Annotated in this window: 23 protein-coding genes; 16 read left to right on the top strand and 7 right to left on the bottom strand. The window is 61.1% G+C overall.

Features of this window, described 5'->3' with window-relative positions:
* Positions 1-49 precede the first annotated feature (49 nt).
* From lysS to QP363_RS04835, 4 genes are all read left to right on the top strand, one after another.
* Positions 50-1624: a lysine--tRNA ligase gene (gene lysS, locus QP363_RS04820; RefSeq protein WP_284763077.1), complete on the top strand. Its 1575-nt coding sequence runs from the start codon at positions 50-52 to the stop codon at positions 1622-1624.
* A 143-nt stretch (positions 1625-1767) separates the two neighbouring features.
* Entirely contained in the window at positions 1768-2724 is a 957-nt protein-coding gene (locus tag QP363_RS04825) for a hypothetical protein (RefSeq protein WP_284763079.1), read from the top strand.
* A gap of 34 nt (positions 2725-2758) precedes the next feature.
* Positions 2759-3703, top strand: coding sequence for a hypothetical protein (locus QP363_RS04830; RefSeq protein WP_284763081.1), 945 nt, complete (start codon positions 2759-2761; stop codon positions 3701-3703).
* A gap of 183 nt (positions 3704-3886) precedes the next feature.
* Positions 3887-5287 (top strand): MDR family MFS transporter, encoded by a 1401-nt coding sequence (locus QP363_RS04835; protein WP_284763083.1) that lies wholly within the window; start codon positions 3887-3889, stop codon positions 5285-5287.
* Between the two features lie 35 nt (positions 5288-5322).
* On the opposite strand, the gene QP363_RS04840 is transcribed toward QP363_RS04835, so the two are convergent.
* The gene (locus tag QP363_RS04840; RefSeq protein WP_284763178.1) at positions 5323-6594 is read right to left on the bottom strand and encodes a serine/threonine protein kinase; all 1272 of its coding nucleotides are present in this window, start codon (positions 6592-6594) and stop codon (positions 5323-5325) included.
* 256 nt (positions 6595-6850) lie between these two features.
* Here QP363_RS04840 and QP363_RS04845 point away from each other — a divergent pair, with 256 nt between their 5' ends.
* A complete protein-coding gene (locus QP363_RS04845; RefSeq protein WP_201829098.1) occupies positions 6851-9628 on the top strand; it encodes an ATP-dependent Clp protease ATP-binding subunit in 2778 nt (925 codons plus the stop codon).
* Positions 9629-9754: 126 nt separating this feature from the next.
* Here the strand turns inward: QP363_RS04845 and QP363_RS04850 are convergent, their stop codons facing one another.
* From QP363_RS04850 to QP363_RS04860, 3 genes are all read right to left on the bottom strand, one after another.
* A complete protein-coding gene (locus QP363_RS04850; RefSeq protein WP_070645562.1) occupies positions 9755-10645 on the bottom strand; it encodes a cation diffusion facilitator family transporter in 891 nt (296 codons plus the stop codon).
* 80 nt (positions 10646-10725) lie between these two features.
* The gene (locus QP363_RS04855) at positions 10726-11589 is read right to left on the bottom strand and encodes a hypothetical protein (protein ID WP_201829100.1); all 864 of its coding nucleotides are present in this window, start codon (positions 11587-11589) and stop codon (positions 10726-10728) included.
* On the bottom strand, positions 11589-12149 hold the full coding sequence (locus QP363_RS04860) for a hypothetical protein (protein ID WP_070711563.1): 561 nt from the start codon (positions 12147-12149) through the stop codon (positions 11589-11591). The genes QP363_RS04855 and QP363_RS04860 overlap by 1 nt, the downstream gene beginning before the upstream one ends.
* Positions 12150-12401: 252 nt before the next feature.
* On the opposite strand from QP363_RS04860, the gene QP363_RS04865 reads away from it, so the two are divergent.
* The 3 genes from QP363_RS04865 (at position 12402) to QP363_RS04875 (ending at position 14778) form a co-directional block, all read left to right on the top strand.
* The gene (locus tag QP363_RS04865; protein ID WP_284763180.1) at positions 12402-13118 is read left to right on the top strand and encodes a DUF1266 domain-containing protein; all 717 of its coding nucleotides are present in this window, start codon (positions 12402-12404) and stop codon (positions 13116-13118) included.
* Positions 13119-13291: 173 nt separating this feature from the next.
* On the top strand, positions 13292-13462 hold the full coding sequence (locus QP363_RS04870; RefSeq protein ID WP_010188861.1) for a DUF4236 domain-containing protein: 171 nt from the start codon (positions 13292-13294) through the stop codon (positions 13460-13462).
* Positions 13462-14778 carry a threonine/serine exporter ThrE family protein gene (locus tag QP363_RS04875; RefSeq protein WP_284763087.1) on the top strand — a complete coding sequence of 439 codons (1317 nt, stop codon included), beginning with the start codon at positions 13462-13464 and terminating at the stop codon, positions 14776-14778. Before QP363_RS04870 ends, QP363_RS04875 begins: the two co-directional genes overlap by 1 nt.
* On the opposite strand, the gene QP363_RS04880 is transcribed toward QP363_RS04875, so the two are convergent.
* On the bottom strand, positions 14744-15604 hold the full coding sequence (locus QP363_RS04880) for an A/G-specific adenine glycosylase (RefSeq protein ID WP_284763089.1): 861 nt from the start codon (positions 15602-15604) through the stop codon (positions 14744-14746). The two genes, QP363_RS04875 and QP363_RS04880, sit on opposite strands and share 35 nt — an antisense overlap.
* Positions 15605-15645: 41 nt before the next feature.
* Here QP363_RS04880 and QP363_RS04885 point away from each other — a divergent pair, with 41 nt between their 5' ends.
* Both QP363_RS04885 and QP363_RS04890 read left to right on the top strand, forming a co-directional pair.
* The gene (locus tag QP363_RS04885; protein ID WP_284763090.1) at positions 15646-16269 is read left to right on the top strand and encodes a carbonic anhydrase; all 624 of its coding nucleotides are present in this window, start codon (positions 15646-15648) and stop codon (positions 16267-16269) included.
* A 107-nt stretch (positions 16270-16376) separates the two neighbouring features.
* Positions 16377-17117 carry a hypothetical protein gene (locus QP363_RS04890; protein ID WP_284763091.1) on the top strand — a complete coding sequence of 247 codons (741 nt, stop codon included), beginning with the start codon at positions 16377-16379 and terminating at the stop codon, positions 17115-17117.
* On the opposite strand, the gene radA is transcribed toward QP363_RS04890, so the two are convergent.
* Complete coding sequence (gene radA / locus QP363_RS04895) at positions 17104-18486, bottom strand: DNA repair protein RadA (RefSeq protein WP_201829108.1); 1383 nt, start codon at positions 18484-18486, stop codon at positions 17104-17106. The genes QP363_RS04890 and radA overlap by 14 nt on opposite strands.
* A gap of 208 nt (positions 18487-18694) precedes the next feature.
* Here radA and QP363_RS04900 point away from each other — a divergent pair, with 208 nt between their 5' ends.
* Together QP363_RS04900 and QP363_RS04905 are read left to right on the top strand one after the other, a co-directional pair.
* Positions 18695-18907 carry a hypothetical protein gene (locus QP363_RS04900; protein WP_070711556.1) on the top strand — a complete coding sequence of 71 codons (213 nt, stop codon included), beginning with the start codon at positions 18695-18697 and terminating at the stop codon, positions 18905-18907.
* A 39-nt stretch (positions 18908-18946) separates the two neighbouring features.
* Entirely contained in the window at positions 18947-19183 is a 237-nt protein-coding gene (locus tag QP363_RS04905) for a hypothetical protein (protein WP_070711555.1), read from the top strand.
* A 178-nt stretch (positions 19184-19361) separates the two neighbouring features.
* On the opposite strand, the gene QP363_RS04910 is transcribed toward QP363_RS04905, so the two are convergent.
* Complete coding sequence (locus QP363_RS04910; RefSeq protein ID WP_070445962.1) at positions 19362-19937, bottom strand: hypothetical protein; 576 nt, start codon at positions 19935-19937, stop codon at positions 19362-19364.
* Between the two features lie 288 nt (positions 19938-20225).
* Between QP363_RS04910 and QP363_RS04915 the strand changes: the two genes are divergently transcribed.
* From QP363_RS04915 to cysS, 4 genes are all read left to right on the top strand, one after another.
* A complete protein-coding gene (locus tag QP363_RS04915) occupies positions 20226-20810 on the top strand; it encodes a CarD family transcriptional regulator (protein ID WP_010188874.1) in 585 nt (194 codons plus the stop codon).
* Positions 20782-21543, top strand: coding sequence for a 2-C-methyl-D-erythritol 4-phosphate cytidylyltransferase (ispD, locus tag QP363_RS04920; RefSeq protein WP_070445965.1), 762 nt, complete (start codon positions 20782-20784; stop codon positions 21541-21543). Before QP363_RS04915 ends, ispD begins: the two co-directional genes overlap by 29 nt.
* A complete protein-coding gene (gene ispF / locus QP363_RS04925) occupies positions 21536-22027 on the top strand; it encodes a 2-C-methyl-D-erythritol 2,4-cyclodiphosphate synthase (RefSeq protein WP_284763092.1) in 492 nt (163 codons plus the stop codon). Before ispD ends, ispF begins: the two co-directional genes overlap by 8 nt.
* Before the next feature lie 403 nt (positions 22028-22430).
* Positions 22431-23837, top strand: a complete 1407-nt coding sequence (cysS, locus tag QP363_RS04930) for a cysteine--tRNA ligase (protein WP_284763095.1) — start codon at positions 22431-22433, stop codon at positions 23835-23837.
* The last annotated feature ends 26 nt before the right edge of the window (positions 23838-23863 follow it).

Here is a 23863-nt window from a genome sequence, read left to right on the forward strand (position 1 = left end):
GTGAACCGGGATCGCGCCAGCGTATGGGGATCGACTACCCTAGACAACCGTGAGCGAGAAGAAGAATACTGAAGTTACTGACGTCCCCGAGCAGCTGCGCATTCGCCGTGAGAAGCGCGCCCGACTGTTGGAGTCCGGCACTGATCCTTATCCGGTGACCGTAGACCGCACGATCTCCCTGCGGGATCTCCGCCAGCAGTTCCAGGTCGTTGCCGAGGGCGAAGAGCCGGCCGCGGAAGAGGGCGTCACCTACCTCAGCGCGGGTGAGGAGACTGACGTCGAGGTAGCCATCGCCGGCCGCCTTATCTTCATGCGCAATACTGGCAAGCTTTGCTTTGCCACCTTGCAGGATGGCGATGGCACCCAGGTGCAGGCCATGCTGTCGCTGGCAGAGGTAGGGGAGGAGCGCCTCGCCGCGTGGAAGTCTGACGTTGACCTGGGTGATTTCATCTCCGTGCGGGGTCGCGTCATTTCCTCGCGCCGTGGCGAGCTCTCCGTTATGGCCTCCACGTGGACCATGGCGGCGAAGTCCCTGCGCCCGCTTCCGGTTTCCTTCGCGGACATGAACGAGGAAACTCGCGTGCGCCAGCGCTACAACGACCTCATCGTGCGCGAGGAGGCCCGCAAGAATGCCATGACCCGCGTGAAGGTCATGCGTGCGCTGCGCAACTACCTGGAAGATGAGGGCTTCGTGGAGATCGAAACCCCGATGTTGCAGACCCTCCACGGTGGTGCGGCGGCCCGCCCGTTCGTGACCCACTCCAATGCCCTGGACATTGACCTCTACCTGCGCATCGCTCCGGAGCTCTTCCTGAAGCGCGCTGTGGTCGGCGGCATCGACCGCGTCTTTGAGATCAACCGCAACTTCCGTAACGAGGGCGTTGACCGCTCCCACTCCCCGGAGTTTGCCATGCTGGAGACCTACGAGGCGTGGGGTGACTACAACGACTGTGCCCGCACTATCCGCGAGTCCATCCAGTCTGTGGCTCGCGCGGTCTTCGGTTCCACCACCGTCACCTTGGCTGATGGTACTGAGTATGACTTCGGTGGCGAAGAGTGGCCGGAGATTGAAATGTACCCCTCCCTCAACGAGGCTCTGCAGCGCAAGTTCCCCGGCCAGCCGGAGGTCACCATCGACTCCACCGTCGAGGAGCTCAAGGCGATTGCTGACGTCATCGGGCTCGACGTCCCGAAGAACGGCGGCTGGGGCCACGGCAAACTGGTGGAGGAGATCTGGGAGGTGCTCTGCGAGGACCAGCTTGAGGGCCCAATCTTTGTGAAGAACTTCCCGGTTGAGACCTCCCCGCTGACCCGGCAGCACCGCTCGCAGCCAGGCGTGACGGAGAAGTGGGACCTTTACGTGCGCGGCTTCGAGCTGGCCACCGGCTACTCGGAGCTGGTGGATCCCGTAATCCAGCGTGAGCGCTTCGAGGACCAGGCCCGCTTGGCTGCTGGCGGCGATGAAGAAGCCATGGTTTTGGATGAGGACTTCCTCGCCGCCATGGAGCAGGGCATGCCGCCGACAGCGGGCGCTGGTATGGGCATGGACCGCCTGCTTATGGCTCTGACCGGCCTAGGAATCCGTGAGACCGTGCTCTTCCCAATCGTGAAACCTGAGCACTAGTCTCCGCGCTAGCTTTCCTCCTCAACGCACAAGCCACCGGCCCCGCAGCCGAAGGCTTGTGCGTTGTTGTTTTAAGGGCTTTTAAGTTGTCGTAGCAAGGAAACACCCAGCGTGAAGCCTGCCTGCGTGGAACAATGCAAAGCATGAAAAAGTTTTTCTCTCTTCTCACACTCCCGATGGTGGCCGCTGGATTGGTTGCCTGTTCCTCCGATGAAGGAATAGAGGACACTCCTCGATTCGAAGTTGTGGATAGCTCCGGCTCTGAGAGCGGTTCGGAAGAATCCGGTGCTGCGGTAGCGAGCGATTCTACAGATAATGAGCCGGAGTTTGATTCTCAATCTTCCAGACTAAAAGAACGCGATGCTGAGGACTTCCGCGCTACCGGATTCAGGTATGAGACGACGGTTGCCTGGGGAGTGAGGAGCCCAGACGGCAGAGTGTCGTGTTCTCTGACGGAGGGCTCTCAAGGGCCGTGGTGCTTCGTTGGCTTCGAGAACCCGCCCATCCTGCCCGACCCCGAGAACCCGCAATGGGAAGCAAACATGGTCAGCTATAAAGAAGGTGCCGGTTTCTTCCCCAAGGGCGTGGTGGATGCCGGGGACCAGGTTCCTTCACAGCAGCTGGAGGAAGGCGAGAAAGTCGATATCAACGGCGTGATTTTTGAAGCCCCCAGTGCGGATGAATTCACGGTTCAGGTCCAAGACCACCATTTCACAGTGAAGGACGGCGGCCAGTTTTCGGCGGATACTTATCCACTGAAGCCGGACACCAATGGCTATGCGCCCGTGGGTACTGTCTGCGGCGAGACCGACACCAATTTTGGACGCCAGAAAGTCTTTGTGCAGACAGACGGTACGAATTGCACGACTGCAATGGAGATCGTGGACAAGTACGTCAACTACGAGTGGGACATAAAAGAAGTGAACACCCGGGGAATCCTGGAGCTTGACGGCTGGAAGTGCTCCCACAGAGAACCGGAATTCGTTGAGACACCTAATCCGTATGCACGTCGGATTCATTGCGAAGATTTATCCGGTATCGGTCGCGTTATTCTTCTTGACGCTGCACACCCCGAAGACCCGAAACACTCGGAAAACTAGTGGCATAACACTATTTCGTGGGACGATGATTGTTATGAAGAAGCTTCTCTCTATCCTTTCTGCCTCCCTCATGGCCTGCGCCGTGGCTTCGTGTTCTTCGACGAGCGAGCCGGCGGGCGATGAGCCACAGTTTCAACAGGACTCCGCCAGCTCCACTAGCTCTGAGTCTGCCTCCAGTAGCTCTACCGAGGCCGCGGCGTCGAGCAGCGCCAAGCCCGATAAAGACAAACCCGGCGGCCTGAAGGAACGCGATCCGCAGGACTTTATGGCGGGTGGCAACCTAGCGACGATTCCGAACCCCATCCCAGCGGTCAAGAGCCCGGATGGGCGCGTCCTCTGCCTCATCCACGAAGAGGCCGATGCCCCGAACTGCAAGGTCGAATTTGCCGATCCGCCAATTTATCCGGGGCCGGTCATGCAGAGCTGGAGGTCAAACGCGGTGAGCTACCTCGGCGACCGCGGCTTCTTCCCGGTGTGGGCCATTGAGTTCTATACACCGACCGAAGTTGCAACGCTCAACGAGGGCGAGACCGTGAGCTTTGACGGTGGAACCTTTGAAGCACTCAGTGGCAACGAGTTTGTGGTCAAGGCGAACGGGCACCACTTCACCGTCAAGGACGATGGCCAGTACTACTCCGATACCTTCCCAGCGAAGCCAGATGCGAGCGGCATCGCCAACACCGGAACGGTGTGCGGTGAAAGCGGTACGCGTGGTGAAGACACCGGTTTGGTCTACGTGCAAGAGGACGGCACGAATTGCAATGACGCCATGGAATTGCTGGATGAATACGCTAACCATGACTGGCAGGCTGGCGAGGGCGGAAACCGTGGCCACCTCACCACGGACCTGGGGCACTGTGCTTACGGTGCGCCGAAACTGTGGGAGGACACCCCAGAAAACCGTTTGTTGGGCTGCAGCTTGGACAGCGGTGGCAGCGTCGTGGTCATCACGCCGCGCAACATGGAAACCCTGCCCTAAGGTATCGCAGTCAGACACCTCAAGCCGCGGGAGAATGGAGAACCCTGCGGCTCCGGGTCATGTGTCATGCCCAGCCGCCTAGGGAATACACTAAATCGCTTACGTGTTGTCGCCTGAGTGCTGCCAGGCTTAGTAGCAGCGCTTAGAGCCAAAAATGAAGAGTTGAAAGGTGTGGCTGGCTGCATGTCCGCTGACATTCCCTCGAAGGTGATAATTAACCTCAGCATCCTGGTGCTGGGAGCGATGGTCATGATTCTCAATGAGACCTCGCTCTCCGTTGCGCTACCAGCCATTATGGCGGACTTCTCCATTCCTGCTACGAGCGCCCAATGGCTGTTGACGGGATTCATGCTCACCATGGCCGTCGTCATTCCGACCACCGGCTTCTTGCTGGAGAGGCTTAGCACGCGGCAGATTTTCACCGCCTCCGCAGGACTCTTCCTGGTTGGCACCGTGGTGGCGGCCCTCGCCCCGAGCTTCGTCATTCTGCTCCTGGGCCGCATCTTGCAAGCCGGCGGAACCGCGCTGATGATTCCTACGCTGATGACCGTGGCCATGACGCTGGTCCCAGCGCAGCGCCGCGGCACGGTAATGGGCATCATCTCTGTGGTTATCTCCGTTGCCCCGGCGCTTGGCCCCACAGTCGGCGGGGCGATTCTGAACCGCTTCACCTGGCACGTCATCTTCTGGGCCATGGCGCCGCTCGTCGCCCTTATTCTCACCTTTGGGCTCTGGCGATTGAGCAATGTGGGTGAGAACCGCGATACTCCGCTCGATGGCCTCTCCGTCGTCCTTTCCGCCTTCGCGTTTGGCGGGCTGATTTATGGTCTGTCCTCGATGGAAAAGATGCTGGAGGGCGGCGCCTGGGTGGATATCGCCGTTACCGTGGTCGGCGTCATCGCGCTCATTGTATTTATCCGTCGCCAGCAGCGCTTGGCACTGGAGGACCGCGCACTGATGGACCTGCGTCCTTTCCGCGTCCGCAATTTCACTCTCGCGGTGATCATCCTCCTCCTGTCCTTTGGGCTCATGCTGGGAATGGTCACGGTCTTGCCCATCTACCTGCAAACGACCTTGGGCGTCACCGCCTTTGCCACGGGATTGGCGGTGATGCCCGGCGGCATCCTCCAGGCTTTCCTTTCCCCGATCGTGGGCCGGCTCTTCGATTCCTATGGCCCGCGTCCACTCATGATTCCGGGCTCACTGTTCATGGTGGCCAGCCTGTGGCTTATGGTCATCTTGGGTGAGAACTCAGCCCTGTGGATGGTCGTGGGCATGCACGTGATCTTCTCCCTCGGCATGTGCTTGATGATGACGCCGCTGATGACCACAGCGCTGTCCTCGCTTCCGGAGAAGCTTTACTCGCACGGTTCGGCCATCATGAACACCTTCCAGCAGTTGGCTGGCGCGACGGGAACGGCTTTGCTCGTAGTCTTCCTCACACGCGGCACCCAGGCTGGCGCCGCCGCGGGGATGGGGCCCGCCGCAGCGACGGCACAGGGAACGCATTGGGCTTTCCTCTTTGCCGGCGTGGCCGGTATCGCCATTGCGGTGATTGCACCGCTGCTTAAGCGTGTGGACTAACGGCGCAGACTAGCTGCGCCGAGTGAGCGTGCGGCTTAGCACAGCGGCATGTTCAGGCGAAGTTCTTCGGCGTCCTCACCCCACACGAGGACGGCGTCCGCGGAGTCCTCGGTGCTCATGTAGAAGACTGGCTCGGAATCAGAAACGTCATAGCTGCGTACGGTGCACTGGCCGTTGGACAGTTCCTGCGCATCCTGTGTTGGGGCAGCTGCGTCGCGCTTGGCGACGTCCCCGTACCTCGCCACCGAGTAGCCCACACCGTCGCCAACGCAGGTAATCTTCGCGTCCTGACCATCCTCCGGCTCGCGGGACTCGCAGGTGGCACCGTCGAAGCCCTCCCCACCGGGACGGGAGCTGATGAGTCCTGGGTGGTCGTCGACCAGCGCTTGCTCCTCCTCAGACCACGCCGGACGGCCCAAGAAGAACCACAGCAGGCCGCCGATGAGGGCTAAAAGGACAAGGCCCACACCAAGGCCAGCAAAGACCTTGCTCTTCGAGGTCGACCCGCGCTGAGCGGAGTCTTCTGCAGGGGTGGAAGCGGGAACCGGCGCTTGCGGCTGCGTTCCCCATTCTCCTTGCGGGGCGGCAGCGTAATGCTGTTCCGGTTGCCACTGTGGCGTACCCGCGGCGGCGTCGGCGCTAGGCGTGGTGGTGGCACCTGCGCTTGCCGCGCTGGCGCTGGCCATCCCTGCTCCAGCATTTCGGAGAGAATCAACAACGGCGGCCGCCGAGGTATAAGCGCCTGCTGCGCGGAAGGAAGGATAGGCGGCGGCGAGGAGTTGTGCCAGGCGGTCGATTGCCTCCTTCGCTGTTGCAGTGGGGGCCTCGGAGCCCGTAGCTGGGCCGACTGCTGCGAAGAAGGCGTTCGAGCGGTTATTGGTCAGGATGATGCGGCGCGGATTGAGCGCGCGGAGAGCGAAATTATTGCGGCCCTTCTGGAGCAGGAAATCGGTGGCGTCAGCCAAAGGGGCGAAGACAGCGATGGCCTCCTCCCGGGAAAGGTGCTGCGCGCCGATGCCAGAGGAAGTGAAATTCGACAGCTGCTCACCTGGCAGGCTGCGGCGCACGAAGAATTCTTGACCGTTGTTCATCGTTCCCGTGCCTACGATGGGGGCGATGGCGCTGTGCTGTAGTTGCCCCACGACGCCGGACTGGCGGAGCACACCACGGTCCTCTGGGTTGTATATCTCCACGAGCAGCTCGTCATGTGAAGGATCTTCCACGAGGAAGAGCGTGGAGTCCGCTCCTGGGTCCAAGACTGCCTTTTGGCGCAGCTGGTGCTGGGTGGTGAAAAATTCTGGGAGCATAGTCACGATGAGAGGAAATCCTTCGTGGAGGGGTCGATGATGAGATATATAGAATCCTCTTCATTCTAAGGTGGCGAAGCCTCTGTGGCAGGTTAGTGCGAAAAGCGGCTTCATCATGACCTGTTCGCTACCGGCGTACAGTGCCTTTACCTGCGGAAATGTAGGTTTAGTGGAAGAGGGGGAGAGAAATCGTGGATGGAGTGTCCTCCCCGCGCGTTAGAGTGGATGACACATTTAGAGCGAAAGGTAAGAGGTAATGTTCGAGAGGTTTACTGACCGTGCTCGCCGCGTCATCGTTTTGGCGCAGGAGGAAGCACGCATGCTCAACCACAATTACATCGGCACCGAGCACATCCTCCTGGGACTTATCCACGAAGGTGAAGGTGTAGCAGCCAAGGCCTTGGAGTCCATGGGCATCTCGCTGGAGGATGTCCGCCGTGAGGTGGAAGAGATTATTGGTCAAGGTTCTCAGCCGCACACCGGCCACATCCCCTTCACCCCGCGCGCCAAGAAGGTCCTCGAGCTCTCCCTGCGTGAGGGCCTTCAGATGGGCCACAAGTACATCGGCACCGAATTCCTACTGCTTGGCCTCATCCGCGAGGGCGATGGCGTAGCAGCCCAGGTGCTGACGAAGTTGGGCGCTGACTTGCCGCGTGTTCGCCAGCAGGTTATCCAGCTGCTCTCCGGCTATGAGGGCAACGAGGGAGAGGGCAACCAGTCCCAGGGTGGTGCAGGTCCGGTGGGCGCCGGTGCCGGCGCTGGCCAGGGTGGACGTGGCGGCCCAGGCGGCTCCGGTGAGCGTTCCAACTCCCTGGTGCTGGACCAGTTCGGCCGCAACCTCACCCAGGCGGCGCGTGATGGCAAGCTGGACCCGGTAGTGGGCCGCGATTCTGAGATCGAGCGCATTATGCAGGTGCTGTCCCGCCGCACGAAGAATAACCCGGTGCTCATCGGTGAGCCCGGCGTGGGTAAGACCGCCGTGGTCGAAGGTCTGGCCCTCGATATCGTTAACGGCAAGGTCCCGGAGACCCTTAAGGATAAGCAGCTCTACTCGCTGGACCTGGGCTCCCTGGTGGCCGGTTCGCGCTACCGCGGTGACTTCGAGGAACGCCTGAAGAAGGTGCTCAAGGAGATTAACCAGCGCGGTGACATCATCCTCTTCATCGATGAGATCCACACCCTGGTCGGCGCCGGTGCCGCCGAGGGCGCTATCGATGCCGCTTCGCTGTTGAAGCCGAAGCTGGCTCGCGGCGAACTGCAAACCATCGGTGCCACCACCCTGGATGAGTACCGCAAGCACATTGAGAAGGATGCCGCTCTCGAGCGCCGCTTCCAGCCGGTCAAGGTGGAAGAGCCTTCCCTCGATGACACCATCCTCATCCTCAAGGGTCTGCGCGATAAGTACGAGGCACATCACCGTGTCTCCTACACCGATGAGGCGCTGAAGGCAGCGGCCTCCCTGTCTGACCGCTACATCAATGACCGCTTCCTGCCGGATAAGGCTGTCGACCTCCTCGATGAGGCCGGCGCCCGCATGCGTATTAAGCGCATGACCGCTCCGGAAGGTCTGCGTGAAGTCGATGACCGCATCGCCGAGGTCCGCAAGGAAAAGGAAGCGGCGATTGACGCGCAGGACTTTGAAAAGGCCGCTGGTTTGCGCGATAAGGAGCGCAAGCTCGGTGAAGAGCGTGCGGAGAAGGAGAAGCAGTGGCGCTCCGGTGACTTGGAGGAAATCGCCGAGGTTGGTGAGGAGCAGATCGCAGAGGTCCTCGCTCACTGGACCGGTATTCCGGTTCTCAAGCTTACTGAGAAGGAATCCAACCGCCTCCTCAACATGGAAGAGGAGCTGCACAAGCGCATCATTGGCCAGGACGATGCCGTCAAGGCCGTCTCCCGCGCCATCCGCCGCACCCGTGCTGGCCTGAAGGACCCGCGTCGTCCTTCTGGTTCCTTCATCTTCGCTGGCCCGTCCGGTGTGGGTAAGACGGAGCTGTCGAAGTCCTTGGCTAACTTCCTCTTCGGTTCGGATGATGACCTCATCCAGATCGATATGGGTGAGTTCCACGATCGCTTCACCGCGTCCCGCCTCTTCGGTGCCCCTCCGGGTTACGTTGGTTACGAAGAGGGCGGCCAGCTGACCGAGAAGGTTCGCCGTAAGCCTTTCTCCGTGGTGCTCTTCGATGAGATCGAGAAGGCCCACAAGGAGATCTACAACACCCTTCTGCAGGTGTTGGAGGATGGCCGCCTGACCGATGGTCAGGGCCGCGTGGTGGACTTCAAGAACACGGTGCTCATTTTCACCTCCAACCTGGGTACCCAGGACATCTCGAAGGCCGTGGGACTGGGCTTTACCGGCTCTTCGGAGAATGACGCCGATGCGCAGTACGAGCGCATGAAGAACAAGGTCAACGACGAGCTGAAGAAGCACTTCCGCCCTGAGTTCCTGAACCGTATTGATGAGATTGTGGTCTTCCACCAGCTCACGCAGGAGCAGATCGTCGAGATGGTGGAGCTGCTCATCGCCCGCGTGGAGAAGCAGCTTTCCGAGCGTGACATGGGCATTGAGCTCACCCAGAAGGCCAAGGATCTGCTGGCTCAGCGCGGCTTCGACCCGGTCTTGGGTGCTCGTCCGCTGCGCCGCACCATCCAGCGCGAGATTGAGGATCAGCTCTCCGAGAAGATCCTCTTCGGCGAAATCGGTGCGGGCGAAATCATCACCGTGGACGTTGAAGGCTGGGACGGCGAGTCCAAGGACAACTCTTCTGCCACCTTCACCTTCACCCCGCGTCCGCGCCCACTGCCGGAGGACACCTTCGACAAGGATCTCGAGGAGACCGCCGTGCGTGAGGCCGATGAGGAACTGGCCACCGAAATCGACGCCGAAACTCACGGCCCAGACTCCGATGGCCCCGACACTGTCACCCCGGACGTCCTCGACGAGTCAGGTAGCGACTCCGCTGAGGAATCCCACAACGATGATGGTGATGACGGCAACCCGCCGCCGGCAGGTGCCGGTGCTGGCCAGCCGCTCTAAGCACTGACTCGGGACCCACACTGGGTCCATAAGGAATAGCCCCGAACCGCATGTGAACTTCGTGCGGATCGGGGCTTTCTTTGTGTGACCGGTGGGTGGGCTATCCCACCGACTAATAAAAAGGAATCAGCACACGGTCTCGTGGGATTCGTGCTCCGGGTGTTCGATCTGGATGGTGGAGTGCTCGATGCCGTGTTCACGCAGAGCCTGCTGGGCGGCATCCAACAGTGGGCCGGTGTCGACGGTGCCGTCGCGCACGATGTGCACGGTCGTGAGCACGTTTACACCATCCAGGCTCCACAGGTGCAGGTCATGGATATCGGCAACGCCCTCGACCTGCCGCAGCGCGGGCTCGATCACGCTGGCGTCGAAGCCCGCCGGAACCTGCTCGAGCAGCACGCTCGCCGACAACCGCATGAGCTGCCAGGCGCGCGGCAGCACCATCGCCGCGATCACGAGGGAGGCGATCACGTCCGCCGCCACAAACCCCGTGGTCAGCACCACGATGCCCGCCACAATCACGGCGACCGAGCCGAGCAAATCCACCAGCACGTGCAAGAACGCGCCCTCCACGTTAATTGAGGATTCGCGGTGCCGGTGGAGCACCCACGCCGACAGTGCATTCGCCACGAGACCGATGCCCGCGATGATCAGCATTGCCTCGCCCTGCACCTCGGCCGGGTTCTGTAGGCGGCGCACCGCTTCGACGACAATCCACACCGAGATCGCCAGCACCATCACCGCATTTGCCAGCGCCGCAAGCACCTCCACTCGCCGGTAGCCGTATGTGGCCTGGGCTGATGCTTGTCGACGCCCAATCAACACCGCAATCACCGCAATGATGAGCCCGGCGGCGTCGGAAAGCATGTGCATCGCATCGGCCATCAGCGCCATTGAGCCCGCCAACCAGCCGCCGATCAGCTCCGCGAAGAAGACGGTGCCGGTAATGCTCAGCGCTATGAGGAGTGCGCGTAGCGGTGTGCCGGAGTGATCGTGGTCGTGGTGCTCGTGTGCCATGCACTCAGCTTATCACCACCGACTCTTATTGACAATAAAATGAAAACAGAAGGCGGCGGGTAGAAGTGCGCGTTCTAGCTCTACTTGGCCACGCCGAGGTCTACCAGAGCTTTCTTTGCCACCTCAGGGTCATTATTTTTGATCATGTACTCAACGATTCCCTTATCATCTGGGAGGATTTCCTGAACAGTGATGAGGGACTCGACTCGCTGTGCTTTGAATGTGGAGCCACGCGTTGATTCTGCCGGAATCTCAATGCCGTCTAGGACGGGCTTGCCGTCACGAACGGCGGCGGTGGCGGCAGGGTCATCGGTGAAGACCACGTAACCAACCTCAGGTGCTTTCGTCGTATCCACGGAGCAGTTGGTGCCCATTGCTTCTGGGGCAGGGGAGTTATCCGCGCCGTAGTAGCTGAACACCACTTCATAATCCGTGCAAGCCTCCACGAAGTCAGTAATCGGCTCGGGTGCTTGGTCAGCAGGGGTGAGGCCACTTTGAGTGTCGCCAGTGGTTGCTCCACCGGTCGCGCCGGTAGCGCCACCGTTGGAAGCCCCAGAATCGGCAGGTGCCTCAGCGGCCGGTTGTTCGGGAGCAGCCGAATCCTCTGATTTATCACCAAAGAGCGCGTCTTTAAGTGCAACGTAGCCAATCGCTACCACCACGATGACCGCGATCACGAGCGGGAGGAGCAACAGCTGCTTCTTAACGCTGAGACCCTGCTTTGAGTCATTGGAGTGGGTGCCTGTGGTTCCCGCGGTGGGGTTCGACGAGGGTGAGGCGGTGCCCGAGGCGCTCTTCGGAGACGTGCCGGCGTCTAGTGGTGAGCCGTGCTTGATGAAATGGCGATAGCCATTATCCGCAATTATCTGGCCTTCTTCGATGTGTGAGGTGTCTTCTGCCCCGTTAAAGTGGTCGGGCGAACCCGGGTATGCAAGTCTGCTCATTATTCAGTCCACCACCGTGAATCAATGTCGGAATACAGGGAGTGCATCGACGCAACGCGCTCTTCCACGCTGTTGCGATTGAGACGGTGCTTGTTTTCTTTCCATCGCTTAAAAAGTTCTTCCGAAGACACCGCGCGCGAGGCCTCCGTTCGTGCCTCCCGGCCTGCGGTCAGGGCCCACTGGGCGGCAAACTGCACGCGACGCGCGGCCTTCTCCGTGAACCCGCTCCACACTTTGTAGGTGCTGTAGAGCTGAGCCACGACGGCCCAGCCACCCTTGTAGGGCAGAACTGTGACGTTGCCGAGGCTGTCCAGTTCAAGGAACTCAAAATGAGATGGATCCTTCTTATCGGCGGTCACGAGGATCCTACGGTTGGTGACAAACGCGGCACCATCCACCCCGCTTGCTTTCGTGGGGGCGGCTTCCAAGACAATCTCGTCGACACCAAGGCCTTCCACAACGGCTGCGGCGGCAGTGTGCACAATCTCGGAATCACCAGCACGTTTAAGCGCGGCGCCGAGATCTGGCCGGTCTGTCAATGCAATTTGGGGTCCTGTCATGCACACGAGACTAACAACACATCAAAAATGATGACTGTGTGTGTGCTGCGATATGGCGTCCGTCACTCCCCAACATAGGGGTGACGGAGGGGGCGCCACGGATCCACGTTGGGAACCTCGGTACTTTGTGAAGATATGAGCTCAACGTTCACGCCAGCAAAGTTTGATGATACTTGGATCTACCGCCTTACAAAGTTCCCGTGGCCGGAACCGGCGCCGAGCAAAGATGAAGTGCGCCGCCACTCTTGGGGAATGATATACAAGAGCAATAAGGCGTTTGCGACTCCGCTAGGGGTTGAGGACATCAATGCAAGGACGGCCAAGTACTACAAAGCATCTCTCGAGCAAAACTGGGGGGTCACTGGTGCACAGGAAGCGCACCAGGCTATTGACGTGTTGCTCGAAGGTAGTCAGCACGTGGAAAATGACTTTATTTTACCGCTCGCATACGCCGTGAAGGACGTCCCCGAGCGCGAGCTAGATGCGGAAGTGGAGGAAAAGGTCGAGTTCCTTAAAGACTTCTTTGTTGCCCAAGGCGCGGATCCGCGTCGTGGAGAACATAAGTTCCGCTACCTCGTAAGGATGTTGCGTTCGGAGGGCTTTGCCAAAGCAGCAGCCCCGGCATTGCCCGCCACGACTCGCGCATGGGACATAATCCGAATTCACAACGTCGGTGGTCCGGCAACGGAGCTGGGGTGGATCTCTCCAGAAGAGTTCCTTCAGATTTCCGATAAGGCCGTGGCGGCCCTGCAGCGCTACTTCGTGTCGTGGGCTGACGTAGCCGCAAGCTTCTGGTGGGGTCGAATGATCTGGGCAAGTGACGGTGAGCCCGACGTCGCCGCTGCGATGAAGGATCAATCGCAACGGCTCACCGAGTTGCTCGCACACAGTGATTCGCCTTGGGTACGCGTGCCCCTGCATGACATCGAGGCAGAGGAGCCATTTTCATCCCTGGACGGTCTGCACTAAGTCTTAGGGAGCCTGGCAGTTGGTGGGCGCCGCCGATGCCACTGCGGGTGCCAGTGCGGTAGCCGCGAGCGCGAGGGCCGCCACGAGTGCGCGAGGAGAGATCAGATTCGTGCCGTAAGGGTAATCGCTCTGTCGCCGGTGCGCAGCGGCTTCGCTGCGCTAAGCTAGCGCGCATGGGAATCTATTTTCGCAAGCGCAAGAAGACCGGAAAGAATAGCTGGATTAACGTTTCCGGTTCCGGTGCGTCGATGTCGACGAAGGTCGGCCCCGTGACCTTTAACTCCCGCGGCGGCATGTGGGTCAACCTGCCCGGCGGACTGAATTTCCGGGGACGCTGGCGCTAATGACTTCTCACCCCAACAGCGACTATGTCCGCATGGGGTACGAGGCGGACGTCGTCCTGCGCCTAGGCATGATGCTCATGGGCGCGGGAACGTCCGGCTACCGCGTGCTACGCGGCATGAAACGTGCCGCCCGCGCGCTCGGCTTTGATCGGCTCGACGCCAACGTTGGCGTCACCCAGATAACATGCACGTTTCACCGTGGCCGCGAGTTTCGTACCGTGGTGGCCCAGCAGCATTCGCCGGCAGTTGACGCCTCCCGCATTGAGGCGCTGGAGGACCTTACCCACCACAGTCTGTACGCGGGCATTACGGCCGAAGATCTTACAGAGATGCTTGATTCCATCGAGTCGACGGTGGTCAAGCGGTGGAATCGTTGGTTCTTGGCAGCCGCGGCGGCGATAGCGTGCGCCTCATTCGCGGTCCTGAACTTCTTCACGCCGCTGGCGATTCTCCTCGTGGCGCTCGCCGCTTTTTGTGGTCAGCTCACCCGCGCGGTCCTACACGGCAAGCACGTTCATCAGCTGGGCTGCATCGTGGCGGCCGGAACGGTGGCTAGCCTCGTGTACTTCTTCACCACCGAGGCCGTAGCCGTCGCCGGGGTGGCGGATCCGTCGGAGTTTTCCTCGGGCTACGTGGCCGCGGTGCTCTTCCTTATTCCCGGCTTCCCGTTGTTCTCCGCACTCATTGACCTCGCGCGCTTCGACTTCGAGGCTGGGCTATCCCGCCTGACTTATGCGTTGACGGTGATCACCGCTGCGACCTTTACCGTAGCTCTGGTCAGCTGGACCACGGAGCTCACTCCGGAACCGGGAATCCCAGACTATGCGCCCGTGTGGTACCTGGCTGCTGCTGCGGCCAGCTTCCTGGGCATTTCTGGATTCGCGTTCCTTTTTAACTCCTCGCGCCGCATGGTCCTCGTGGCGGCCGCGGTGGGAACGGTGGCCAACCTCGTACGCCTGCTCCTCATCGGGGTCGGGGCCACGGCCTACGTCGGCGCTTTCGCCGGCGGTGTCATCGTCGGGCTCTTGGGCGCGGTGGCCTCCACACATGCACACCTGCCGCGCATCACCACGACGGTGCCCGCGTCCGTCATCATGATCCCGGGCACCTCCATGTTCCGCACCGTCTATCACCTCAACGTGGGCAACATGGACCAGGCGTTGAGCAACTTCGCTACCGCCTCGATGGCCGTGGCGGCCATCGGCTGCGGGCTTATCCTCGCCCGCTTGTTGACCGACCGCGATTGGACCTTCGGCCACCTCATCGACTTCTCACACGTGCCTAGTGCGGCAGGTGGAACAAACCCTCGTCGTTGACATCCATCAACCCGTCCTCGAGCAGTGAGGCTTGTGCGCGCGAGCGCTGTGCCGCGTCTGGCCATACCGCATCCAGGTCGGCTTGGGTAACTGGGTGGGCCGAGCCTCGGAGGACGTCGAGAAGCAGCCCCCGCACCTGCCGGTCCGTGCCGGTGAACTTTTGCACGCGTTTCTTAGCCCGCGCGGTCTCCTCCGCACTAGGTTCTGGGCAGCCCGCGAGCTGCCAGGCGCACGAGGCCTTAATGGGACAGGCGGCACAGTCCGGGTTCTTGGCCGTGCACACTAAGGCACCGAGTTCCATGAGAGCGGCCGAAAAACGCGGGCCGTTCTCGTCCGGAAGCAGGGCTTCTACCTGTGCTAATTCGCGTTTCGTGGGCGTCGGGGCGAGAAAGCGCCCCTCCTTGGCGCGGGCATAGACGCGGCGGACGTTGGTATCCACCACCGGAACGTTGTGGCCAAAATGGAAACAGGCCACCGCACGGGCGGTGTACTCACCGATCCCCGGCAACGCCAAGAGCTTGTCGACGTCTCCCGGGACCTCTCCCTCACCAATCTTCTTCGCGCACTCCCATAAGCGCAGTGCGCGGCGCGGGTAGCCCAGCTTGCCCCACGCGCGCAGGACATCTGCCTTGGAGGCCGCCGCAAGGTCCTGTGGGGTAGGCCAGCGGCGCATCCACTGCTCCCACTGCGGGGCGACGCGCGCGACGGGAGTTTGCTGGCTCATGACCTCGCTTAAGAGCACACCCCACGCCGAGGTACCCGGCCGGCGCCACGGCAGGGGGCGCTCATGAGCATCGAACCATTCCACGACAGCTTGGGTATCCATAGGCACCTCAGTGTAGGGCGGCGGGGTCTAGACTAAGAAACATGCCTTTAGTAGATGTCCCTCAAGACCCGCAGAAGGTGTGGGAAGCCCTCCAGGAAGGTAACCACCGACTGGTGACGGGTAACCTCATCGACGTAAATCAAGACGCGAAGCTGCGCGCTGGCCTGACCCAAGGCCAAGACCCGCGCGTGATCGTGCTGGCCTGTTCCGATTCCCGCGCGCCCATTGAGCACGTGTTCAACATTGGTTTCGGCGATGCCTTCGTCATCCGCACCGCCGGTCACATCCTGGACAGCGCGGTGATGGCCTCGCTGGACTACGCCCTGGAAAACCTCAAGGCCAACCTGCTCGTGGTCATGGGCCATCAGTCCTGCGGCGCGGTGGGTGCAGCCTCAGACTTCCTGGCGGGCGGCGATCTGCCGACAGGCCTGCAGCGTCCAATCATCGAGCAAGTTGCCGCGGCCTCGATGGTGGCCAAGCGCGATGGCCGCGAAGACCGCGCTGACTTCGAGCGCGAAAACACCGCGCAGGTAGTCTCCCAGATCATCTCTGATATCCCGGCTGCACGCCAGCTTCTCGACGCCGGAACGCTCGGCATCGTCGGCCTGCGCTATCTCCTAGAGGATTCCAGCGTGGAGACCGTCGTCCTACACGGCGTTGAATAACCCGTGTGCTCAGCCGGTTCCTCGGGTGAGCACATAGAAGCCGCTGCTCAAGACACGCGGCTGCGGGCTGGCCCGGGTTGGGCTCTAGTCCCCTTAAACTAAGAGCTGTGACTGAGCCATCCCGTACCCCGAAGCAGCTGCCGCGAGAGATCTATGTTCGCCGTCGCGTCGCTGCGCTCGTGGCGATCTTGGTACTCGTGATCGTTCTTATTTGGGCTGCCACCGCGCTCTTTAGCGGTTCGGAGGAACCGGGAGCGGAATCACAGCAAGCAGCGGCTTCGGATACCTTGGCCCCGTCGGAGGAAGCAACCTCGGCGGTGGAGACAACCGAGTCCACTGCGGCCGAGGGCTCCGCTGAAGCCTCGGAACCGGCTGAGCCGAAGGAAGGTGAGCAGGACAAGGAAGCGCCATCCTCTGAGGCGAAGCCCGACGAGTTGACCGTTGATCCCACCAAGACGACGTGTTCCCTCCAAGACCTCAAGGTGCTGGCCAAGACCAACGAGGACAGTGTTCCGGCCGATAAGATGCCGACCTTCTACTTGGAGGTCTTTAACCCGACAACGGCAGATTGCTCCATAGATCTGGATGAGGAACAGCTGCGCTTCGAGGTCTACAAGATGGGCTCTAACGAGCGCGTGTGGGCCGATACCGATTGCTATGCCTCGGTGGAAACCGGCAAGCAGACCTTCAAATCCGGTGAGACTCGCTACTTCCAGGCGGATTGGTCCCGTAAGCGCTCCGAGCCGGGCAAGTGCACCGACCGCGAGGAAGCCGAGCCGGGTGCTTACTTCCTACACTCCGTCATCGGTGAGAATTACTCCCCAGCGCTCCCGTTTAATCTGCTTTAAGAGCAGCAATTGCTTCGCTTAGCGTTGCTGCTTGACGCACCTGCATGCTGCCGCTGACCTCCACCTTTCCGGGCGGGACTAGGGCATGGCGGTAACCCAAGCGGGCGGCTTCCGCCAAGCGACGGTCTAGGTTGGGCACGCGGCGCACCTCTCCGGCGAGGCCAACCTCCCCGATGACAACGGTCTTCGCCGGTAGCGGTTGCTCGTGCAAGGAGGACCACGTGGCAAGGGCTACGGCAAGGTCCGTTGCCGGCTCCTGAATTTTCATTCCTCCCACCGTGGCCACATAGGCATCCTTGTCGTTGGTGCGTTCGCCCGCGCGGGCCTGGAGCACTGCGAGCACCATGGGGACACGGTTTGAGTCGAGCCCCGTCACCACGCGCCGCGGGTTCTTCGCCACAGGATCCACGGTGAGTGCCTGGACCTCAGCCAGAATGGGGCGCACACCATCCATAGCGACGGTCACCGCCGAGCCATCCGGGGTGCTGCCGCGGTGGGAGAGGAAGAGGCCAGAAGGATCCGCGACCTCCCGGATTCCGGACGCTGTCTGCTCGAAGCACCCCATCTCATCGGTGGCGCCGAAACGGTTCTTCAGGCCCCGGAGAAGGCGCAGAGAGGATTGACGGTCACCTTCAAAATTCAGGACGACGTCCACGAGGTGCTCAAGCACGCGCGGTCCGGCAACGTTGCCGTCTTTGGTTACGTGCCCGACGAGGAGGATGGGGATGCCGGTGGTTTTGGCCAGCGTGGTCAGGGCAGCGGTCACCGCGCGCGACTGGGCCACGCCGCCAGCCACGCCTTCGACTCCGGCGGCGTGCATGGTTTGGACGGAGTCCACGATGAGCAGGCTGGGTTTGAGCTGTTCCACGTGCCCAAAGACGACGTCGAGATTCGACTCAGCCGCAAGGTAGAGCGTTTCGTGCAAAGCCCCGGTGCGCTCAGCGCGGGCGCGGACCTGACCGGCGGATTCCTCCGCGGTGGCATACAGCGCAGTGCGCCCTAGCTGCGCCCAGCGGGAAGCAACCTCGAGCAGGAGAGTGGATTTGCCGACTCCCGGTTCACCCGCCATGAGCACCACCGACCCGGGGACGATGCCGCGGCCCAAGACTCGGTCAAGCTCCCCAATTCCGGTATTGATGGCCTTCGTCGCTGACGCACCGACCTTCGTTATCGGCACCGCTGGGCTCGTCGGAGTCAAACCGGTGGGGCGCCGCCCAGACATGGCGGCTTGGGCGGCGGTACTGCTTTGGGCTGCCGCGGTTTCCTGCAGCGTCCCCCACGAGCCGCACTCAGGGCAGCGGCCAAGCCACTTGGGGGAGACGAAGCCACACTCAGAGCAGGTGTGGACGGGACGAACCTTTTTTGCCATGTCTCACACTCTAGTAAGCCGCGTGGACAGGCACGTGTTTGTGTTGCTCCATCAGCAGAAACAAGCGTTACCCCCGAGTGGAGAGAATCTAGCCTACGAGAGGCGTCCCACTAGTGATGGGGTAAACTACGCGGCGAGGGGTATACAACACAGTCCCAAGTTTGTGTGTCTCCGGTCCTATACTCTCCCGACCCGCGAAGGTGTTTTCATGAAGATCCGTCGTACTCTTGTCGCCGTTGGTGCTGCCGTAGCCGTTGCAACTGCTGGTACCCCCGCCGCTTCCGCTGCACAGGCTCCGGAGCCGCTGGCCTCCGTTCTGACCCAGATCGCCAACACTGCTGGCTACGAGGCTCAGAACGTTATTCTTGTTCCGGCAGCTTTGTCCTCCTTGGGCTTCCTGTCCAACCTGCTGTTCAACTAATCCGCCCCACACGTTCATCAGATTTTTCAAGGAGACATAATGAAGATTCGTCGCACCCTCGTTGCTCTGGCCGCTGCTACCTCTGTCGCATTTGCTGGCGCCCCGGCTGCTTCCGCAGCTACCTACCCGGAGCCGTTGAACCAGGTTATGGATCAGATGGTTAAGTACGGCGGCCCGCAGGCACCGAACCTTCTTCTGGTTCCGGCTGCTCTGTCCTCCCTGGGCATCGTGAACTCTATTGTTGTCCTCGCGCTCGCAGGCTCTTCTCAGGCCTAAGCGCCTCGCCGGCACCGTAGAAAAAGGCCACCGCGTGGTATCTCATGCGGTGGCCTTTGTGTATGTGCGAAAACACTAATACGAAACGCAGCTGCCCCAACTGACGAAGTTTTCCCGAATCTTTAAATCACGGGCTACAACTTTGGCAGCTGGGGCGGTTTATCTATGAAGAAAAGGCTTATTTGTTCTCGGCGTAGCCCTCGGTGGACTGCGGGTCGCGGTCATAGTTACCGGACTGCAGCGGGGAGGCCGACACGGTGGCATCAACCTCAATGGTGCCGGTGTTGAAGGTGAAGGTCACCGGGCGGGAGCCGCCAAAGGCGTAGTCCTCATTCTCCAGGGAGGTGGTCACATAAGTGATGTTCTTATCCTTGCCGTCCTTGGGGAGGCGGTCCAGGTTCTCCTGGGAATCGGCGTAGAGAGCATGATCGCGCGGAAGCGGCTCGACGCCCTCCAGGGGCACATCCTGGCCGTCAACGCTGACGGACTCGAGGGTAACGTCATCGACCTTGTAGCCCTGGTTCACGGCAACGAACTTCAGGGAGGTCTCACCGGTGTCCGGCTCAACCTGAATGGTGACGTCACGTACGGCCACCTTGCCATCTTCGGAGCTTGCGGATGCACCGTCGACAGCAATCACCTTTTCCGCGGTCTGCGCAACATGACCGGCCGAGCAGGACGCCAAGGCCAGCGCGGAGAGGGCGGTAACTGACATGATGGCACCGCAGCGAGCGGCGGACTTCAGGGACTGCACTGTGAGTGTCCTCCATTGAATTGCGATCACAAAGCTTATCAACGCTTTAGCCTAGTACCTCCGGGGGGAAAGCACACAGTTTCCGCTAAACCCCTTGGGTAGACCGGGGGTAGCCGGGCTTTATATCAGCCGCCATAGTGGTGTAGTGCAGCCAGTGCGCAGCGCCCGGGCGGGGCAGCAGGGGTAGAAAGCAGCGTGCTAGAATAGACTCCCTGTATATGCGGCCCACCGAGAGCACGCCGAGCGCACACGATGGGCATCGTCTCAAAGGCTTCACAAGGAGTGGCAATGGAATTTAAGGTCGGAGAGGTCGTCGTCTACCCCCACCACGGCGCCGCCAAGATTACGGCGATTGAAACGCGGGAGATGGGCGGCGAGGAGCTCGAATACCTCGTTCTCCAAATCAACCAGTCCGACCTGGTGGTGCGTGTTCCTTCCAAGAACGTTGAGATGGTGGGCGTGCGCGACGTTGTGGGCAAGGAAGGCCTCGAGAAGGTTTTCTCCGTCCTGCGCGAAGTAGACGTCGAGGAAGCTGGCAACTGGTCCCGCCGCTACAAGGCGAACCAAGAGCGCCTCGCCTCCGGTGATATCAACAAGGTGGCAGAGGTCGTGCGTGACTTGTGGCGCCGCGATCAGGACCGCGGCCTGTCCGCTGGTGAGAAGCGCATGCTGGCTAAGGCCCGTCAGATCTTGGTGGGCGAGCTCTCCCTGGCTAAGCCGGTTGATGAGAAGAAGGCTGACACCATGATGGAGGAGATTAACGCCACCATCGAGCGCCACCGCGCCGCTGGCCTGGTGGAGGACAAGTCCATTACCACCGACATTGACAATGACGTCGATCTCGATGACCTCTCCTTCGACGACGAAGACTAATCAACGCTCCACCGCCCGCGTCATTGCTCTCGTCGCGGCTGCCGGTCAGGGAACGCGCCTCGGGGCCGAAGTCCCGAAGGCCTACGTGGAGCTGCGCGGGCGCACCTTGCTGGAGCGTTCTGTCCGGGCCATGATCACCTCAGAATTCGTCGATGAGATCATCGTTCTGGTCAGTCCCGCGATGGAGGGCTACGCCGCCAGTATCCTCGACCGCATCGATTCTGATGTTCCCGTACGTATCGTCCACGGCGGGGGTGAGCGAGCCGATTCCGTCTGGGCGGGATTGCAAGCAATCCCGGAGGAGGACGCCGTGGTGCTGATCCACGACGCCGCCCGAGCGCTGACGCCGCCGGGGATGATCGCGCGCGTCGCCAAGCGCGTGCTCGACGGTGCCACCGCAGTTATCCCGGTCCTTCCCGTGGCAGACACCATCAAAGAAGTCGAAGGGACCGCGGTGCTGTCTACGCCGGACCGTTCCCGTCTGCGCGCTGTGCAGACGCCGCAGGGTTTTAGCCTGGCTGCGCTGCGCCGCGCCAACCTAGACTATTGGGCGCAGGACCCCGACTTCGTCGCCACGGACGACGCCAGCCTCATGGAATGGCATGGTGAGCGCGTGGAGACCGTGCAGGGAGATACCTTCGCGTTTAAAATCACCACCCCCATCGACCTCGTCCTGGCGAAAGCCGTGACGGATGAGGTCGAACCGACCATCTTCGAGGTGCCTAGTGACTAACCCCATCATCCCCCGCGTGGGAATCGCTACCGATGCCCACCAGATCGAGCCCGGAAAACCCTGCTGGATCGCAGGTCTGCTTTTTGAAGGCGTCGATGGCTGCGAGGGCCATTCCGATGGGGACGTGGTGAGCCACGCGCTTGTCGACGCTTTGCTCTCCGCCTCCAACCTCGGCGATTTGGGCTCCTTCGTTGGTGTAGGCCGGCCGGAGTACGACGGGGTTTCCGGCGCCCAGTTGCTGCGCGAGTGCCGCGAGCTGCTAGAAAAGGAAGGCTTCATCATCGGCAACGCTGCCGCACAATTGGTTGGCCAGAGCCCCAAGATGGGCCCGCGGAGGAAGGAAGCCGAGGCCGTGCTGAGCGACATCCTCGGCGCCCCAGTATCCGTTTCGGCCACGACGACGGATCACCTTGGCTTCACCGGGCGCAAGGAGGGCCGCGCTGCCGTGGCTACGGCTGTAGTCTGGCGCGCCACCGAGTCCTAACCTGGTGTCAGGAGAAAGGGGGCGCTGTGGCTTTGACAATGCGAATTACCAATACCGAGGCACTTCGTGCTCGGCACGACGAACTCCTGCACGCCTCCATGGACATGCTTGAGGCATCTGACAAAGGGCGTCTGACAAAAGGCATCAGTCAAATGGCGTTTTTAGACCCAAAGATGCCTTGTGACAGATGCCTTTTACGGGACGCCTTCCTGTCTTAGGTCAATTGGGTGCGGAACAATCCCACCACGCTACTGTAAGCCGCCAGTATCAGTGTTAAAAGCGACGTTGCTCATCCATCCACGACCTAAATCGGGTTGAATGGACAGGCACTGCGCCCAGTCCTGCTCCGTGTGACCATCGGCCGTGGTGAATTCCTACCTGCGGGTCAATTAGACTAGGGCGGGTGAGTACTTTGCGCATTTTTGATACCGCCACCCGCAGCCAACGTGAGTTCGAGCCGGTTCGCCCTGGCCATGCGTCGATATACCTGTGTGGTGCCACCCCGCAGTCGCAGCCGCACATTGGGCACCTGCGCTCCGGCGTTGCCTTTGACATCCTGCGCCGCTGGCTGCTCGCGCAGGGCTATGACGTGGCCTTGGTGCGCAACGTCACCGATATCGATGACAAGATCCTCACCAAGGCCGCTGAGAATAACCGCCCCTGGTGGGAGTGGGTATCCACCTATGAGCGCGAGTTCACCAAGGCCTATAACACCCTGGGTGTTCTGCCCCCTTCCGTGGAGCCGCGCGCGACGGGCTTTGTCACCCAGATGGTGGAGTACATGCAGCGGCTTATCGACGCCGGCTTTGCTTATGCCGTGCCTGGCGAAGACGGTGCTGGTTCCGTCTACTTTGACGTCGCGGCGTGGAATGCCACGGAAGGCTCGGACTACGGAGCGTTGTCTGGCAACCGTGTCGAGGAGATGGAACAGGGCGAAACAGACAACGCTGGCAAGCGCAGTCCCCAGGACTTCGCGCTGTGGAAGGCGGCTAAACCAGGTGAGCCGTCCTGGCCCACCCCGTGGGGCCGTGGCCGGCCGGGCTGGCACTTGGAGTGCTCGGCCATGTCCACCTACTACCTAGGCGGCGAATTCGATATCCACTGCGGTGGCTTGGATCTGCAGTTCCCGCACCACGAAAATGAGATCGCACAATCCCATGCGGCGGGCGATAAGTTTGCCAACTACTGGATGCACAACCACTGGGTCACCATGGCCGGTGAGAAGATGTCGAAGTCCTTGGGTAACGTGCTCTCCATTGCCAACATGCTGGAGATCGTCCGCCCGGTGGAGCTGCGCTACTACCTGGGCTCCGCGCATTACCGTTCGGTCCTCGAATACTCCGAGGCAGCGCTGACCGAAGCTGCGGCCGGCTACCGCCGCATCGAGGACTTCGTGGGCAAGTTTGAAAACGTAGAAAAGGGCGAGTGGACCCCGGCTTTCGAAGAGGCGATGAATGATGACATTGCTGTGCCGAAGGCGCTGGCGGAAATCCACACCACCGTGCGCGCGGGCAATAAGGCGCTGAGCGACGACAACCGTGCAGAGGCCGAGCGCCTCGCCGGGGCTGTGCGCGCCATGGCTGCGGTTCTTGGCTTTGATCCACTCGATGAACAGTGGAAAGATAGTGGCGAAGAGAGCGGCGCTGATGCAGCACTGGACGTCCTCGTCCGTGCCGAACTGGAGCGTCGCACTACCGCCCGCGCAGAAAAGGATTGGGCTACTGCGGACGCCGTGCGCGACCGCCTTGCAGCTGCGGGTATTACCATCACCGACACCGCCGACGGCCCCACCTGGTCCTTGGCGGATTAACCGTCCTTGGCAAAGGCCAAGGACAG

It is taken from the genome of Corynebacterium sp. UMB6689 (assembly GCF_030215295.1).
Lineage (GTDB): Bacteria > Actinomycetota > Actinomycetes > Mycobacteriales > Mycobacteriaceae > Corynebacterium > Corynebacterium aurimucosum.

Coding starts and splice junctions, on each gene's coding strand:
- QP363_RS04855 (WP_201829100.1), bottom strand. CDS start 11,589: ATGAGCAGACTTGCATACCCGGGTTCGCCCGACCACTTTAACGGGGCA.
- QP363_RS04870 (WP_010188861.1), top strand. CDS start 13,292: ATGGGAATCTATTTTCGCAAGCGCAAGAAGACCGGAAAGAATAGCTGG.
- radA (WP_201829108.1), bottom strand. CDS start 18,486: ATGGCAAAAAAGGTTCGTCCCGTCCACACCTGCTCTGAGTGTGGCTTC.
- QP363_RS04915 (WP_010188874.1), top strand. CDS start 20,226: ATGGAATTTAAGGTCGGAGAGGTCGTCGTCTACCCCCACCACGGCGCC.
- QP363_RS04905 (WP_070711555.1), top strand. CDS start 18,947: ATGAAGATTCGTCGCACCCTCGTTGCTCTGGCCGCTGCTACCTCTGTC.
- QP363_RS04900 (WP_070711556.1), top strand. CDS start 18,695: ATGAAGATCCGTCGTACTCTTGTCGCCGTTGGTGCTGCCGTAGCCGTT.
- QP363_RS04830 (WP_284763081.1), top strand. CDS start 2,759: ATGAAGAAGCTTCTCTCTATCCTTTCTGCCTCCCTCATGGCCTGCGCC.
- ispD (WP_070445965.1), top strand. CDS start 20,782: ATGACCTCTCCTTCGACGACGAAGACTAATCAACGCTCCACCGCCCGC.
- QP363_RS04885 (WP_284763090.1), top strand. CDS start 15,646: ATGCCTTTAGTAGATGTCCCTCAAGACCCGCAGAAGGTGTGGGAAGCC.
- QP363_RS04825 (WP_284763079.1), top strand. CDS start 1,768: ATGAAAAAGTTTTTCTCTCTTCTCACACTCCCGATGGTGGCCGCTGGA.
- QP363_RS04850 (WP_070645562.1), bottom strand. CDS start 10,645: ATGGCACACGAGCACCACGACCACGATCACTCCGGCACACCGCTACGC.
- QP363_RS04875 (WP_284763087.1), top strand. CDS start 13,462: ATGACTTCTCACCCCAACAGCGACTATGTCCGCATGGGGTACGAGGCG.
- QP363_RS04845 (WP_201829098.1), top strand. CDS start 6,851: ATGTTCGAGAGGTTTACTGACCGTGCTCGCCGCGTCATCGTTTTGGCG.
- QP363_RS04860 (WP_070711563.1), bottom strand. CDS start 12,149: ATGACAGGACCCCAAATTGCATTGACAGACCGGCCAGATCTCGGCGCC.
- QP363_RS04840 (WP_284763178.1), bottom strand. CDS start 6,594: ATGCTCCCAGAATTTTTCACCACCCAGCACCAGCTGCGCCAAAAGGCA.
- QP363_RS04880 (WP_284763089.1), bottom strand. CDS start 15,604: ATGGATACCCAAGCTGTCGTGGAATGGTTCGATGCTCATGAGCGCCCC.
- QP363_RS04865 (WP_284763180.1), top strand. CDS start 12,402: ATGATATACAAGAGCAATAAGGCGTTTGCGACTCCGCTAGGGGTTGAG.
- QP363_RS04835 (WP_284763083.1), top strand. CDS start 3,887: ATGTCCGCTGACATTCCCTCGAAGGTGATAATTAACCTCAGCATCCTG.